This is a genomic window from Promicromonospora sp. NPDC052451, assembly GCF_044547525.1.
In the GTDB taxonomy this organism is placed as follows: Bacteria; Actinomycetota; Actinomycetes; order Actinomycetales; family Cellulomonadaceae; genus Promicromonospora.
Genome location: NZ_JBIUAP010000012.1, coordinates 108798 through 122811, shown reverse-complemented (window position 1 = coordinate 122811; position 14014 = coordinate 108798). Strand labels below are relative to the sequence as shown.

The window sequence follows — 14014 nt, the reverse complement described above, 5'->3', positions numbered from 1 at the left end:
GTCCCGAGGTTGCGCAATAAGTCACAAGGGGCCGTGCCATGCCGTTCCGCGGCCAGATTCACGCGGGACATAGGTTAGGCTTACGACGAATCCATGACGGCCAGGCCCGATGGCGCGCCCGTTCCGCCCCTTTGCGGTGACGCGCGCAGGGCCTAATGACCACCTGGGAGTCCTCCTGTCCACGTATGCGACGTCCGTAATCCTCGCCGCCACAGAAGGCCACGAGGGTGAGGGCGGCTTCCACACGCCGTCGATCGCCGACTTCTTCCCGTCGGGCATCCTCTTCGAGGGCACCATCTTCCAGATCGACCGCATCTGGATCATCCGCATCATCGCCACGCTGGTGCTGCTGTCGGTCTTCGTGATCGCCGCGCGCCGCGCCAAGGTGGTGCCGGGCCGCTTCCAGGCCGGTGTCGAGTTCCTCCTGGACTTCGTCCGGGTGCAGATCGGCGAGGAGATCCTGGGCAAGGAGAACGCCCGGCGTTTCGTGCCCATGCTCACCACTATCTTCCTGACCATCCTGGCGTTCAACGTCACGAGCGTGATACCGGGCCTGAACCTGGCCGGTACCTCCCGGATCGGCGTCCCGCTGCTCCTCGCGCTCTGGGTGTTCGTCACCTACTGGGCGGTCGGCATCCGCAAGCACGGTCTGGGCGGGTACCTCAAGGCGAACCTCTTCCCGCCGGGGGTGCCGTGGCCGATCTACTTCATCCTGACGCCGATCGAGCTGCTGCAGCTCCTGGTCATCCGGCCGGGTTCGCTGGCGGTCCGACTGGTGGCCAACATGGTCGCGGGCCACATCATGCTCGTGCTCTGCTTCGCCGCCACCCAGTTCTTCCTGATCGACTCGGCCGGCTCCGGCCTGATGGCGTTCGGGGTGCTGACCCTCCCGGCAGGCATCTTCGTGACGCTGTTCGAACTTCTGGTCGCGTTCCTGCAGGCGTACATCTTCGCCCTGCTGGCCGCGGTCTACATCAACATGTCGCTGGAGGAGGAGCACTGACGGTGCTCGTTCCTCCGGGCGGCGCTGCATAGCTTCACCTGGAAAACCCGCGACGGGCGCACCAGCGCCTTCGCACACCACGCGACGCCGGACCACACCGGTCCGGCGCCCAACGGAAGGAAGACGTACGTGGACGCCATCACTCTCGCCGAGGTCACCGGTAACCTGAACGCTGTCGGCTACGGCCTCGCCGCCACCGGCCCGGGTATCGGTCTCGGCATCCTGATCGGCAAGACCATCGAGGGCATGGCTCGCCAGCCCGAGGTCGCCGGCCAGCTCCGCGCCACCATGTTCCTCGGTGTCGCCTTCGTCGAGGTGCTCGCGCTTCTCGGCCTGGTTGCCGGCTTCCTCTTCCCCGCCGCGTGATGGCTGCGCTCCCGAGCGCTGCCGCCGTCATGGCAGCAGAAGAGGAGCCCGCGGGCATCGACCTGTTCCTGCCCGCCGGCTACGACCTGCTCTGGTCGGCCGTGATCCTCGTGGTCATCGCCGCCGTGTTCTACAAGCTCGTGCTGCCCCGCATGAACGCGGTGCTCGACGAGCGTGCCGCCCTCATCGAGGGTGGCATCGAGAAGGCCGAGGCCGCGCAGAAGCAGGCCGACGAGGCGCTGGCGCAGCAGCAGCAGCTGCTCGCCGAGGCTCGGGCCGACGCCGCGCAGGTCCGTGAGGAGGCGCGTGCCGAGGGCACGGCCATCGTCAAGGAGCTGCGGGCCAAGGCGAACGAGGAGGCGGAGCGCATCACGGAGACGGCGCACCGCCAGATCGAGGCCGAGCGGCAGTCCGCCGTGGTCTCCCTGCGCACCGAGGTCGGGTCGCTCGCGACCGAGCTCGCGTCGAAGATCGTGGGCGAGTCCCTCGAGGACTCGGCCCGGCAGTCCCGTGTGGTGGACCGCTTCCTCGACGAGCTCGAGGCGAGCCAGTCCGTCGCGAGCAGCAGCCCGGCAAGCAAGGAGGCGTGATGCGGGGAACGAGCGGGGCATCGCTGAAGGAGGCGCAGGAGCGCTTCGAGCCGGTGCTGCGTGCCGCGGGTGCGGACGCGCTGAGCCTGGGCGAGCAGCTGCTCACCCTGGTGTCCGCGCTGGACGACTCGGCCGCGCTGCGCCGCTCGCTCGCCGATCCGTCGCGTGAGGGCGAGGCCAAGGCCGGCCTGGTGGCCAACCTGCTGAACGGCTTCGACGAGCGCGTGGTGGACCTGGTGTCCGGCATGGTCCGGGCCCGCTGGGCGGGCGACGCGGACCTGGCCGACGCCGTCGAGCGCCTCGGCGTGGACGCCGTGCTGGCGTCCGCCGAGGCGCGCGGCGCGCTGGAGACCGTGGAGGACGAGCTGTTCCGCCTCACGCGGGCCCTGGACGGCCAGCGGGAGGCCAAGCAGATCCTCTCGGACGGCACCACGGCGCCCGACCGCCGGGTGGCTCTCGTGGACGCGCTGGTCGCCGGCAAGGTGGACACCGTGACCCAGAGCCTGGCTCGGCGGGCGACCTCGTCGCTGCGCGGCCGGCGCTTCGTGCAGACGCTCGGCTGGTTCGGCGACATCGCGGCGGAACGCCGCAAGCGGCTCGTCGCCACCGTGACCAGCGCGACGGTCCTGACCCGCGAGCAGGAGCAGCGCCTCGGCGCGGTGCTCGAGCGCTCGTACGGCCGGCCGGTGCAGCTGAACGTCACGGTGGACCCGGCCATCGTCGGGGGCATGCGCATCCAGGTCGGCGCGGACGTCGTCGACTCCACCGTCCTGTCGCGCCTTGCTGACGCGTCGCGTCGTCTGGCCGGCTGAAAACGTGAACAAGAACCTTCCGCCGCGGCTCTCGCGGCCACGACAGGAGAAGAGCAATGGCTGAGCTGACGATCCGGCCGGACGAGGTCCGCGCCGCACTGGACAGCTTCGTGAAGGCCTACGAGCCCCAGGAAGCTGCCGCCGAGGAGGTGGGCCGCGTCGCGTACGCCGCGGACGGCATCGCCCGCGTCGAGGGCCTCCCGGGCGTGATGGCCAACGAGCTGCTGCGCTTCGAGGACGGCACGCTCGGCCTCGCGCAGAACCTGGACGTCCGGGAGATCGGTGTCGTCGTCCTCGGCGAGTTCACCGGTATCGAGGAGGGCCAGGAGGTCCGCCGCACGGGTGACGTGCTGTCGGTGCCGGTGGGCGAGGGCTACCTCGGCCGCGTCGTCGACCCGCTGGGCAACCCGGTGGACGGCCTCGGCGCCATCGAGACCGAGGGCACGCGTGCCCTGGAGCTGCAGGCGCCGGGCGTCATGCAGCGCAAGTCGGTGCACGAGCCCCTGCAGACGGGCATCAAGGCGATCGACTCGATGATCCCGATCGGCCGTGGTCAGCGTCAGCTGATCATCGGCGACCGCCAGACCGGCAAGACGGCGATCGCGGTCGACACCATCATCAACCAGAAGGCGAACTGGGAGAGCGGCGACCCGACCAAGCAGGTCCGCTGCATCTACGTCGCCGTCGGCCAGAAGGGCTCGACCATCGCCTCGGTGCGTGGCGCGCTCGAGGAGGCCGGCGCCCTGGAGTACACGACGATCGTCGCGGCTCCGGCGTCCGACCCGGCCGGCTTCAAGTACCTGGCCCCGTACACCGGCTCGGCCATCGGCCAGCACTGGATGTACTCGGGCAAGCACGTCCTGATCATCTTCGACGACCTGTCGAAGCAGGCCGAGGCCTACCGTGCCGTGTCGCTGCTGCTGCGCCGTCCGCCGGGCCGCGAGGCCTACCCGGGTGACGTCTTCTACCTGCACTCCCGCCTGCTGGAGCGTTGCGCCAAGCTGAGCGACGAGCTGGGTGCGGGTTCGATGACCGGTCTGCCGATCATCGAGACCAAGGCGAACGACGTGTCGGCGTACATCCCGACGAACGTCATCTCCATCACCGACGGTCAGATCTTCCTGCAGTCCGACCTGTTCAACGCCGACCAGCGTCCCGCCGTGGACGTCGGTATCTCGGTGTCGCGAGTCGGTGGTGACGCGCAGATCAAGGCGATGAAGAAGGTCTCCGGCACGCTGAAGCTGGAGCTGGCGCAGTTCCGGTCGCTCGAGGCGTTCGCGATGTTCGCGTCCGACCTGGACGCGTCCTCGCGTGCCCAGCTGCAGCGCGGTGCCGTGCTGACCGAGCTGCTCAAGCAGCCGCAGTACACGCCGTACGCGGTCGAGGACCAGGTCGCCATGGTGTGGGCCGGGACCAAGGGCAAGCTCGACGACGTCCCGGTCGAGGACGTGCGGCGCTTCGAGTCCGAGCTGCTGGACCACCTGCGGCGCAAGACCGACGTGCTGCCGACCATCCTGGAGACGGGCAAGCTGGAGGCGGACACGGAGGAGGCGCTCGGCGCCGCCGTGGACGACTTCCGGGCCGGATTCCAGCGCGGTGACGGCACGGCGCTCGTCGGCGGCGACGTCGAGGGCGATGTGGACGTCCAGCAGGAGCAGATCGTCGTCAAGAAGAAGGCCTGACCGTGGCCGGTGGAGCTCAGCGCGTCTACAAGGCGCGGATCAAGTCGACGCAGTCGCTGAAGAAGATCTTCCGCGCGCGCGAGCTGATCGCGGCTTCCCGCATCGGCAAGGCCCGGGCGGCGGCCGCGGCGGCGGCACCGTACGCGCAGGCGATCACCCGTGCGGTGTCCGCCGTGGCGTCGCACACCGACGTCGACCACCCGCTCACGCGGGAGGAGGGCGGCAACCGCGTCGCCGTGCTCGTGGTGTCCTCGGACTCCGGCATGGCCGGCTCGTACCCGATGGCGATCGTCCGTGAGGCCGAGAAGCTCGTCGGGCAGCTCACGTCCGAGGGCAAGGAGGTCCTGCTCTACGTGGCCGGCCGCCGTGCCATCGCGTACTACGCCTTCCGTGGGCGGGAGCTGACCAAGACCTGGTCCTACGGGTCGGAGAAGCCGACGCCGGAGGCCGCCGAGGACATCGCCGAGACGCTGCTGGAGGTGTTCCTCGCGGACGAGCCGGAGGGTGGCGTCAGCGAGCTGCATGTGGTCTCCACGCAGTTCGTCAACATGGTGACCCAGCGGACCCGGGTGGTGCGCATGCTGCCGCTCGAGGTGGTCGAGGGTGTGAGCGAGGCCGACGAGCACGAGGCCCTGCCGCTCTACGACTTCGAGCCGTCTCCCGAGGCGGTCCTCGACGAGCTGCTCCCGCGGTACGTGCAGCAGCGCATCTACGCGATGCTGCTCGACGCCGCGGCCTCCGAGCTCGCCGCCCGCCAGCGTGCCATGCACACGGCGACGGACAACGCCGAGGACCTGATCCGCACGTACACCCGACTGGCCAACCAGGCCCGCCAGGCCGACATCACCCAGGAGATCAGCGAGATCGTCTCCGGTGCCGACGCCCTGGCGTCCTGAACAGACCGAACAGACTCCCCGCCGGAGGACCCTCCGGCCCACCGAAGCGAGGCAAGTATGACCGCCACCACCGTGGAAGCCACGGTCGAGCACACGAGCGGCCCCGGCACCGGCCGGGTCGCCCGGGTGATCGGCCCTGTCGTGGACATCGAGTTCCCCGAGGACGCGATCCCCGACATCTACAACGCGCTCACCGTCGAGATCGACCTGTCGAACCAGGGCGAGAGCGAGAACAAGTTCACGCTGACCCTCGAGGTCGAGCAGCACCTGGGTGACTCCCTGGTGCGCGCCATCGCGCTCAAGCCGACCGACGGCCTGGTCCGCGGCGCCGTGGTGACCGACACGGGCGCTCCCATCTCCGTGCCCGTCGGTGACATCACCAAGGGCAAGGTCTTCAACGTCACCGGTGAGGTGCTGAACCTCGCCGAGGGCGAGCGCTTCGAGGTCACCGAGCGCTGGCCGATCCACCGCAAGCCGCCGGCCTTCGACCAGCTCGAGTCGAAGACCCAGATGTTCGAGACGGGCATCAAGTCGATCGACCTGCTGACCCCGTACGTGCAGGGTGGCAAGATCGGCCTCTTCGGTGGTGCGGGCGTCGGCAAGACGGTCCTCATCCAGGAGATGATCCAGCGCGTGGCGCAGGACCACGGTGGTGTGTCGGTGTTCGCCGGTGTCGGCGAGCGCACCCGTGAGGGCAACGACCTCATCGGCGAGATGGAGGAGGCGGGCGTCTTCGACAAGACGGCGCTCGTGTTCGGCCAGATGGACGAGCCGCCGGGGACGCGTCTGCGCGTCGCCCTGTCGGCGCTGACGATGGCGGAGTACTTCCGCGACGTGCAGCAGCAGGACGTGCTGCTGTTCATCGACAACATCTTCCGCTTCACGCAGGCCGGTTCCGAGGTCTCCACGCTGCTCGGCCGCATGCCGTCCGCCGTGGGCTACCAGCCGAACCTGGCCGACGAGATGGGCCTCCTCCAGGAGCGCATCACCTCGACGCGTGGTCACTCCATCACGTCGCTGCAGGCCATCTACGTGCCCGCCGACGACTACACCGACCCGGCCCCGGCCACGACGTTCGCCCACCTGGACGCCACGACCGAGCTCTCGCGCGAGATCGCGTCCAAGGGTCTGTACCCGGCGATCGACCCGCTGGCCTCGACGTCCCGCATCCTCGACCCGCGCTACGTGGGCCAGGAGCACTACGACGTCGCGACCCGCGTGAAGTCGATCCTGCAGCGCAACAAGGAGCTGCAGGACATCATCGCCATCCTCGGTGTGGACGAGCTCTCGGAAGAGGACAAGACGGTCGTCGCGCGTGCGCGCCGCATCGAGCAGTTCCTCTCCCAGAACACCTACATGGCCGAGAAGTTCACGGGTGTGGTGGGCTCGACGGTGCCTCTGTCGGAGACCATCGAGGCATTCAAGAAGATCGCGGACGGCGAGTTCGACCACATCGCCGAGCAGGCCTTCTACAACATCGGTGGACTCGAGATGCTCGAGGAGAACTGGGCCCGTATCCAGAAGGAGTACGGGGCCTGACGCCTCGGACGTTCCCGGTGCGTGACGCCGCCCTCCGGGGCACCCTCGCGGGGGCGGCGTCACGCCCGCTACATCGGAAGGAGCTCTCGTGGCAGAGCTGAGCGTGGACCTCGTGTCCCGCGACCGTAAGGTCTGGAGCGGTGCGGCGGTCCAGGTGAGCGCACCGTCCGCGGACGGTCAGGTGGGCATCCTGGCGAACCACACGCCGCTGCTCGCCGTGCTGCGCCCGGGCACGGTCAAGGTGGAGACGACGTCGGGGACGGCCCTGGAGGCCCAGGTCACCGGCGGTTTCGTCTCCGTGGACGACAACCTCGTCACCCTCGTGGTCGACGAGATCTCCCTGGTCTGAGGGAGGGGCGCGAGTGCCGGGCGTCATATGGATCGCGATAGCGGTGCTCGGCGCGCTCGCGCTCGTGCTCGCGGCGGGCATCTCCCGGCTGCGGGCGCTCTCCCGCAGGGTGGGCTCGTTCAGCTGCAACGCCCGGCCGGCCGGTAACCCCGAGGGTTCCTGGACGCCGGGCATCGCCCAGTACGCGGTGGGCCGGATCGAGTGGTGGCGGTGCTGGTCGCTGGCGCCCCGTCCGGCCCGCACGTGGTACCGCGAGCGGCTGACGGTCACGGGCCGCACCCCGCTGGACCCCGACGAGCGTGGTCAGGGCGACCACTACCTCGTGCAGTGCCGGTACGACGGGCTCGACTTCGAGCTCGACCTCGCCGCCGGCGACTACTTCGGCCTCGCCTCCTGGCTCGAGGCCGCCCCTCCCGGACGACAGGATCTGGTTCTCTGATGCGGCTGGTCGTCGCCGACTGCTCCGCCCTCTACACGGGCCGCCTGACCGCGATGCTGCCGCAGGCGACGCGCCTGCTCGTGGTCAAGGCCGACGGAAGCGTGCTCATCCACTCCGACGGCGGCTCGTACAAGCCGCTGAACTGGATGAGCCCGCCCTGCACGCTCGCGGTGCGCGAGCCCTCCGCGGAGGCCGCCGAGCGCGGCGTCACCGAGGTGTGGACCGTCCAGCACGCGAAGTCGGACGACCGCCTCGAGGTGGAGCTCTTCACCGTGCACCACGACTCGGCCCACGACCTGGGTATCGACCCGGGCCTCGTGAAGGACGGCGTGGAGGCGCACCTCCAGGAGCTGCTCGCCGAGCAGATCGCGCTGCTCGGCGACGGCCACACCCTGGTGCGCCGCGAGTACCCGACCGCCATCGGTCCCGTGGACATCCTCGCGCGCGACGCCGACGGCGCCACGGTCGCGGTGGAGATCAAGCGCCGCGGCGACATCGACGGCGTCGAGCAGCTCACGCGCTACCTGGACCTGCTGAACCGCGACCCGCTGCTGGCGCCGGTCCGCGGCGTCTACGCGGCCCAGGAGATCAAGCCGCAGGCGCGGGTCCTGGCCAAGGACCGCGGTATCGCGACCCTCCTGCTGGACTACGACGCCATGCGCGGCGTCGACGACCCGACCTCGCGCCTCTTCTGACCCGTGCCGGGCGCTCCTGATCCGTGCCGGCGGCACCTGATCCGTGCCCGCCGCTCCTGATCCGCGACCGCGGCTTCTGACTCGTGCCGGCGGTTTCTGACTCGCGACCGCGGCCGGACGTGCGGCCGGAGGCCTGAGGTGAGGGGAGCCCGAAGGTGCCCCGCGGAGGTGTGTTGCAGGCAGTAGACAACGTCTACACGGGGCAACACGCCTCCGCGGGGCACCTTCTCGCCAGCCCCGGCCCGGCCCGGCCCGGCCTGGCTTCCGCCTGGCCCCGGCCCGGCCTGGCTCAGGCCTGGCCCCGGCCCGGCCTGGCTTCGGCCCGGCCCCGGCCTGGCTTCGGCCCGGGACGGCTGGCGAGGCGAGGCCTCCCCGAACCGGGCACCGTGACCGGCACGGGGACGATCCCGCACGGAACCGTGTCGGTCAGCCCCCGGGCAGCGGTTCCACCGTCCACGTGGCGCCCGGCGCCTCGCGGACGACGGCGTACCCGCCCGGCGTGACGACGACACCCTGCTCGGTTGAGGTACCGGACACGAGGTCGTGCCCCGCCCCCGTGACCCGTAGCGGCCGCTCCCCGTGGTGCAGCAGGAAGAGGTAGGTGGCCGCCGCGCCGCGCCGCCGGACGGCCTCCAGCCCGGTGCCGACCGCCTCGGGTACGACCGCGCGCACGTCCCGCTCGGCCAGCACCGCCGCGACGAACGTGTCCCACGACTCCTGGACGAGCCCCGCCGAGACGTACACGGCGGCCCCGTCCCCGACGGCGTGCCGGGTGACCGCGGGCGAGCCGGCGAGCGGGCCCTCGGCGTACCGTGCCACGACGTCCGCGCCGGTCGCTTCCAGACGCTCGGTCCACTGGGCGACGACCGAGCCGTCGTCCAGCTCCTGGGTGTCTCCGGGCGCCAGCGGCAGGTGCTCGGTGACTCGGACGCCCAGCAGGTCCCGCAGCAGCCCGGGGTAGCCGCCGGGGACCACGCGCTGGTACTCGTCCGCGACGCCGGTGAACCGGCCGACGACCAGGTGCCCGCCGTTCTCGGCGTACCGGGTCAGCCAGGCCGCGGTCGCGGCGTCCAGCGCCATGAGGGTCGGTACGAACAGCACCCGGTACCGCGCGACGTCGGCCCCGGACCGCACGAAGTCCACGGCCACCCCGGCGCGCCAGAGCGCCCGGTGGGTGGCCCGGACCTCCGCTGCGTAGTCGAGGTCGTCGTTCGGCAGGTGCGGCGTCTCGAGCGACCACCAGCCCTCGGCGTCCCACAGGATCGCGACGTCGGCGGCCACGACCGGCCCGTCGTCGGGCGGCGTCGCGATCTCCTGGAGGCGGCCCAGCACGGTGCCCAGCTCGACGACGCCCTCGTACGTGCGGCTGCGCGGCCCGGCGTGCGGCACCATCGCGCTGTGCCACGTCTCGGAGCCACCGGCAGACGCCCGCCACTGGAAGAACAGCGCGCCCTGGGACCCGCGCGCGACGTAGCCGAGCGAGTTGCGGATCATGCGGTCGGGGTCCTTGAACACCTGCCGCCGCCCCTGCCGGATACCGGAGGCGCTCTGCTCCATCAGCAGCCACGGCCCCCCGCCCCAGGACCGGGTCAGGTCGGCGCCGTAGGCGACGTGCGCCTCGCCGTCGGGGCCCGGTGTGTCGAGGTAGTGGTCCACGGAGACGAGGTCGAGCCGGTCGCTCCAGTCCCACTGGTCGAGGTGGTTCCACGTGGGCAGCATGAAGTTCGTCGTGACGGGTGCGGTGGAGCCGGCCGCACGGATCTCGTCGCGCTGCTCGGTGAAGGCGGCGAGCATCTCGGCGGAGCAGAACCGCTTGAAGTCCACGAGCTGGGCCGGGTTGTGCAGGTACTGCGTGGCGCGGGGCGGCACGATCTCGTCCCAGTCGTCGTACCGCTGGGACCAGAAGGCCGTGTACCAGGCGTCGTTCAGGGCCTCCAGCGTGCCGTACCGGGCGCGCAGCCAGCGCCGGAAGGCGGCTGCCGCGTGCGGGCCGTGGTCGATCGTGCCGTACTCGTTGTGCACGTGCCAGCCCCGCAGCCGCGGGTGGTCGCCGTACCGCTCCGCGAGGAACCGGGCCACGCGCCGTGCGGCCGCACGGTAGGCGGGGGCACTGATCGCGTAGGTGTCGCGCGACCCGTGCCAGAGCCGCGTGCCGTCGGCGCGCACCGGCAGCGCGTCGGGGTGGGCGCGGGTGAACCACGGCGGCGGGGAGGCGGTGGGCGTGGCCAGGAAGAACCCGATCTCGTTCGCGTCCAGGAGCGCCACCACGTCGTCCAGCCAGCCGGGCTCGAACTCGCCCTCCCGGGGCTCCAGGGCGGCCCAGGAGAACACCCCGATGGTCACCGTGTTCACGCCCGCCCGGCGCATCAGGGCCATGTCCTGCGCCCAGACGTCCCGCGGCCACTGCTCGGGGTTGTAGTCGCCGCCGAACAGCAGGCGCGCGGGGTCGAAGGGGGCCGTCATGGTCGCTCCTCGGGTCGGTGGTGCGCGGCGGTGCTCATCCCTTGAGCCCGCCGCTGATCAGGTCGAGACGCCAGTAGCGCTGCAGCACGAGCATCATCACCACCAGCGGGATGATCGCCACGGCCGAGCCGATGATCGCGAGGGTGTAGAGCGACGGCGTCCCGGACCCCTTGGACAGCAGCGTGTACAGGCCCACCGTCAGCGGGTACATCCGCTCGTCGGACAGCATGATGAACGGCAGCAGGAAGTTGTTCCAGATGCCGACGAACTGCAGCAGGAAGACCGTCACCATGCCCGGGACCATCATCGGCAGGGCCACGGAGACGAAGATCCGGGCGTCTCCGGCGCCGTCGATCCGGGCCGCCTCCATCGTCTCCGTGGGCACCGCCGACGCGGCGTAGACGCGGGCGAGGAAGATGCCGAAGGGGGAGATGAGGCACGGCAGGAGCACCGACCAGTAGGTGCCGGCCAGGCCGATCTTCGACATCAGCAGGTACTGCGGCACGGCCAGCGTGATGCCCGGCAGCAGCACGCCGCCGAGGATCGCGTAGAACGCGGCCTGCCGCCCCGGGAAGTCGTACTTGGCGAGCGCGTACCCCGCCATCGTCGAGACCAGCGTGCAGGCAGCGGCGCCGACCCCCGCGAACAGGAGGCTGTTCAGGGCCCACTGCGCGTACTGGCCGTCGCCGTAGGCGAACAGGTCGCGCAGGTTGTCGAGCAGCCCGGTGCCCGGCAGGAAGGTGAAGGTCGAGAAGAGCTCGGAGCTCGACTTGGTCGAGGCGACCAGCACCCAGACCACGGGCACGAGGCAGTACAGCGCGCCGAGGAACAGGGCGATGCCGGGCAGCACGGCCCCGCGGCGTCGGGCACGCGGACGGTCGGCGGCGAGCGGCCGGGTGCCCACGGGCCGGGGTGCGGTGACGGTGCTCATCAGGACTCCCCGAACGAACGCTTCTGCGTCATGCGCAGCAGGACGAGCGACACGACCAGCGTGCCGAGGGCGAGGGCGACCGACGACGCCGCGGCCAGCGACAGGTCGTCCCGGGTGAAGGCGTCGCGGTAGATCAGCATGAGCGGCACCCAGGTCTGCGAGATCTCGCTCGTCATCGGCCGCAGCGTGGTGGGCTCGCCGTACACCTGGAGCGTGCCGATGAGGGCGAACAGACCGGTCAGGACCAGGGCCGGCCCGACGAGCGGGATCTTGATCCGGAAGGCGATGTCCCACTCGCCGGCACCGTCGAGCCGGGCGGCCTCGTACACGTCCGCGGGGATCCCCCGCAGGGACGTGTACAGGATGATCATGTTGAACCCCACCCCGCCCCAGATCGCGATGTTCGCGATCGAGGGGAACAGCATCCCGCCGTGCAGCGCGTCCACGCCCGGCAGGCCGAGCCGGTCGAGGATCCAGTTGCCGGGACTCGTGGAGGGCAGGTAGAGGAAGCCCCACAGGAGCGTCGCCACGACACCCGGCACGGCGTACGGGATGAAGATCGCGGTACGGCTGAACCGCGCGCCCCGCACGCGGGGCAGGTCGAGCAGCAGCGCGAACGTGAGCGCGAGCCCGAGGGTGAGGGGCACGGCGATGATCCCGTAGATCCCGAGCCGGCCGAACCCCGCGAGGAGCTCGGGGTCGGTGAACGCGGTGACGTAGTTGTCCAGCCCCACCCAGGACTCCTGGCGGACGCCGAAGGGCCCGCCGCCCGAGACCCGCATGCCGCGGAAGCTCAGGTAGACGGCATAGCCGATCGGGATCGCGAGGAACGCGACGAACAGCACCGCCGCGGGCAGGAGGAAGAGGACCGGGGCTCCCCAGCGCCTGCGCACGGCGGTCACTTCTGCGTGACCTCGAAGCCGGTGGTGGTCATGTCGTCGACCACCTCGGCCTCGGTCGCGGTCAGGGCGTCGCGCAGCGGCGTGCCGCCCGTGACAGCCGCCGACATCGCGTCCTGGAAGGCGCTGGAGGCGACGTTCACGTTGGGCCCCCAGCTGATCTCCGGGATCGTGTCCTGCGTGATCTGGGCGGCGGTCTGCCAGTAGTCGTCCTGCTCGGGCATGAGCAGCGGCGGGTCGCTCTCCAGCGTCAGCTCCTGCCCGGCCAGGGACGCCGGGTACTGGCCCTGCTCGATCTGCGCCGCGGAGGCCTCGTCGGCGGTGCCCATCCACCGGGCGAACTCGGCGGCCGCCTCGGCGTGCTCGGTGGACGTCGTCACCACGACCGCGGACCCGCCCTGGAACCCGACGGCCGGGTCGCCCTCCGTCCACTGCGGCAGCGGGGCCATCGCCCAGTCGCCCGCGCTCTCCTCGGCGACGCCGTAGAGCACCCCGGCGGCCCACAGGCCGGCCGGCCAGGAGAGCACCTGACCCTTGTTGACCTGGGCGTTCCACTCGGGGGTCAGGAGCGGCTCGGCCAGCACGAGGTCCCGGTCGATCAGGTCCTGCCAGTAGTCGGCGACCGCCACCGAGGCCTCGTCGTCGAAGTCCACGGTCCATGCGTCGCCGTCGACCGACCACCACTCGGCGCCGGCCTGCTGCGCCAGCCCGGCGAACCCGCCGAACTCCGCCGGGGCGAACGTCGTGAGGTACGTGTCGGGGTCGGCCTCGTGGACCTGCTCGGCGGCCTCGGCGAACTCGTCCCACGTGGTCGGCACCTCGATGCCGAGCTCCTCGAACCGTGCCTTGTTGTAGGTGAGAGCCTGCGGGCCTGCGTCCTGCGGCACCCCGTAGGTGGCGCCGTCGAACGTGACCTGGCTCCACACGCCCGGGGCGAACTCCTGGTCGAGCCCGTCCACGTGCTCGGAGATGTCGGCGGCGACGCCCGCGACGATCATCGCCGGCAGGGTGTTGTACTCGACGATGGCGACGTCGGGGGCGTTGCCGCCGCGGGTCGCGGTCACGAGCTTGGCGGAGGAGTCGGTCCCGCCGCCTGCGTCGGTCCGCTTCACCTGGATGTCGGGGTGGGCGGCGTTCCAGGCGTCGACCATGGGTTGCTGTGCGGTGCCCCACGCCCAGTACTCGAGAGTGACGGGGCCGTCGTCACCGGCGTCGCCGCCGGAGGCCGCGCCCGACGAGCAGGCGGCGAGGGTGAGGGCGAGGGCCGAGACGGTGGCCGCGAGCGAGACAGTCCTTCGCATCATTCACATCTTCCTTGACGTGTCCGACGAACCACCGCGCCGTCATGGC

Annotated in this window: 14 protein-coding genes; 10 read left to right on the top strand and 4 right to left on the bottom strand. The window is 70.9% G+C overall.

The features are described from left to right. The first annotated feature begins 109 nt into the window (after positions 1–109). The 10 genes from atpB (at position 110) to nucS (ending at position 8371) form a co-directional block, all read left to right on the top strand. Positions 110–1003 (top strand): F0F1 ATP synthase subunit A, encoded by an 894-nt coding sequence (atpB, locus tag ACIG47_RS20230; protein ID WP_397414960.1) that lies wholly within the window; start codon positions 110–112, stop codon positions 1001–1003. A 129-nt stretch (positions 1004–1132) separates the two neighbouring features. After that, positions 1133–1369: an ATP synthase F0 subunit C gene (locus tag ACIG47_RS20225; protein WP_192861434.1), complete on the top strand. Its 237-nt coding sequence runs from the start codon at positions 1133–1135 to the stop codon at positions 1367–1369. Then, a complete protein-coding gene (locus tag ACIG47_RS20220; RefSeq protein ID WP_397414963.1) occupies positions 1369–1959 on the top strand; it encodes a F0F1 ATP synthase subunit B in 591 nt (196 codons plus the stop codon). The genes ACIG47_RS20225 and ACIG47_RS20220 overlap by 1 nt, the downstream gene beginning before the upstream one ends. Beyond that, on the top strand, positions 1959–2771 hold the full coding sequence (locus ACIG47_RS20215; RefSeq protein ID WP_397432890.1) for a F0F1 ATP synthase subunit delta: 813 nt from the start codon (positions 1959–1961) through the stop codon (positions 2769–2771). The genes ACIG47_RS20220 and ACIG47_RS20215 overlap by 1 nt, the downstream gene beginning before the upstream one ends. Before the next feature lie 56 nt (positions 2772–2827). Then, on the top strand, positions 2828–4453 hold the full coding sequence (gene atpA, locus ACIG47_RS20210; protein ID WP_397414969.1) for a F0F1 ATP synthase subunit alpha: 1626 nt from the start codon (positions 2828–2830) through the stop codon (positions 4451–4453). 2 nt (positions 4454–4455) lie between these two features. Beyond that, positions 4456–5349 carry a F0F1 ATP synthase subunit gamma gene (locus ACIG47_RS20205; protein WP_397414972.1) on the top strand — a complete coding sequence of 298 codons (894 nt, stop codon included), beginning with the start codon at positions 4456–4458 and terminating at the stop codon, positions 5347–5349. Positions 5350–5406: 57 nt separating this feature from the next. Next, a complete protein-coding gene (atpD, locus tag ACIG47_RS20200; protein ID WP_397414975.1) occupies positions 5407–6888 on the top strand; it encodes a F0F1 ATP synthase subunit beta in 1482 nt (493 codons plus the stop codon). A gap of 88 nt (positions 6889–6976) precedes the next feature. Then, the gene (locus ACIG47_RS20195; RefSeq protein WP_253837753.1) at positions 6977–7237 is read left to right on the top strand and encodes a F0F1 ATP synthase subunit epsilon; all 261 of its coding nucleotides are present in this window, start codon (positions 6977–6979) and stop codon (positions 7235–7237) included. Between the two features lie 13 nt (positions 7238–7250). After that, on the top strand, positions 7251–7676 hold the full coding sequence (locus ACIG47_RS20190) for a DUF2550 domain-containing protein (protein ID WP_397414979.1): 426 nt from the start codon (positions 7251–7253) through the stop codon (positions 7674–7676). Further along, on the top strand, positions 7676–8371 hold the full coding sequence (gene nucS / locus ACIG47_RS20185) for an endonuclease NucS (RefSeq protein ID WP_397432889.1): 696 nt from the start codon (positions 7676–7678) through the stop codon (positions 8369–8371). The genes ACIG47_RS20190 and nucS overlap by 1 nt, the downstream gene beginning before the upstream one ends. A gap of 426 nt (positions 8372–8797) precedes the next feature. Here nucS and ACIG47_RS20180 read toward each other — a convergent pair whose 3' ends face one another. Genes ACIG47_RS20180 through ACIG47_RS20165 form a run of 4 tightly spaced genes read right to left on the bottom strand, consistent with a single transcriptional unit; the run spans position 8798 to position 13968 of the window. Then, positions 8798–10834 carry a beta-galactosidase gene (locus ACIG47_RS20180; protein ID WP_397432888.1) on the bottom strand — a complete coding sequence of 679 codons (2037 nt, stop codon included), beginning with the start codon at positions 10832–10834 and terminating at the stop codon, positions 8798–8800. Between the two features lie 34 nt (positions 10835–10868). Beyond that, entirely contained in the window at positions 10869–11765 is an 897-nt protein-coding gene (locus ACIG47_RS20175) for a carbohydrate ABC transporter permease (protein ID WP_397432887.1), read from the bottom strand. Further along, the gene (locus ACIG47_RS20170; protein ID WP_397432885.1) at positions 11765–12658 is read right to left on the bottom strand and encodes a carbohydrate ABC transporter permease; all 894 of its coding nucleotides are present in this window, start codon (positions 12656–12658) and stop codon (positions 11765–11767) included. Before ACIG47_RS20170 ends, ACIG47_RS20175 begins: the two co-directional genes overlap by 1 nt. Positions 12659–12663: 5 nt before the next feature. Next, on the bottom strand, positions 12664–13968 hold the full coding sequence (locus tag ACIG47_RS20165) for an ABC transporter substrate-binding protein (protein WP_397432884.1): 1305 nt from the start codon (positions 13966–13968) through the stop codon (positions 12664–12666). Positions 13969–14014: the final 46 nt, after the last annotated feature.

Coding starts and splice junctions, on each gene's coding strand:
- ACIG47_RS20215 (WP_397432890.1), top strand. CDS start 1,959: ATGCGGGGAACGAGCGGGGCATCGCTGAAGGAGGCGCAGGAGCGCTTC.
- atpD (WP_397414975.1), top strand. CDS start 5,407: ATGACCGCCACCACCGTGGAAGCCACGGTCGAGCACACGAGCGGCCCC.
- atpB (WP_397414960.1), top strand. CDS start 110: ATGGCGCGCCCGTTCCGCCCCTTTGCGGTGACGCGCGCAGGGCCTAAT.
- ACIG47_RS20180 (WP_397432888.1), bottom strand. CDS start 10,834: ATGACGGCCCCCTTCGACCCCGCGCGCCTGCTGTTCGGCGGCGACTAC.
- atpA (WP_397414969.1), top strand. CDS start 2,828: ATGGCTGAGCTGACGATCCGGCCGGACGAGGTCCGCGCCGCACTGGAC.
- ACIG47_RS20220 (WP_397414963.1), top strand. CDS start 1,369: ATGGCTGCGCTCCCGAGCGCTGCCGCCGTCATGGCAGCAGAAGAGGAG.
- ACIG47_RS20165 (WP_397432884.1), bottom strand. CDS start 13,968: ATGATGCGAAGGACTGTCTCGCTCGCGGCCACCGTCTCGGCCCTCGCC.
- nucS (WP_397432889.1), top strand. CDS start 7,676: ATGCGGCTGGTCGTCGCCGACTGCTCCGCCCTCTACACGGGCCGCCTG.
- ACIG47_RS20175 (WP_397432887.1), bottom strand. CDS start 11,765: ATGAGCACCGTCACCGCACCCCGGCCCGTGGGCACCCGGCCGCTCGCC.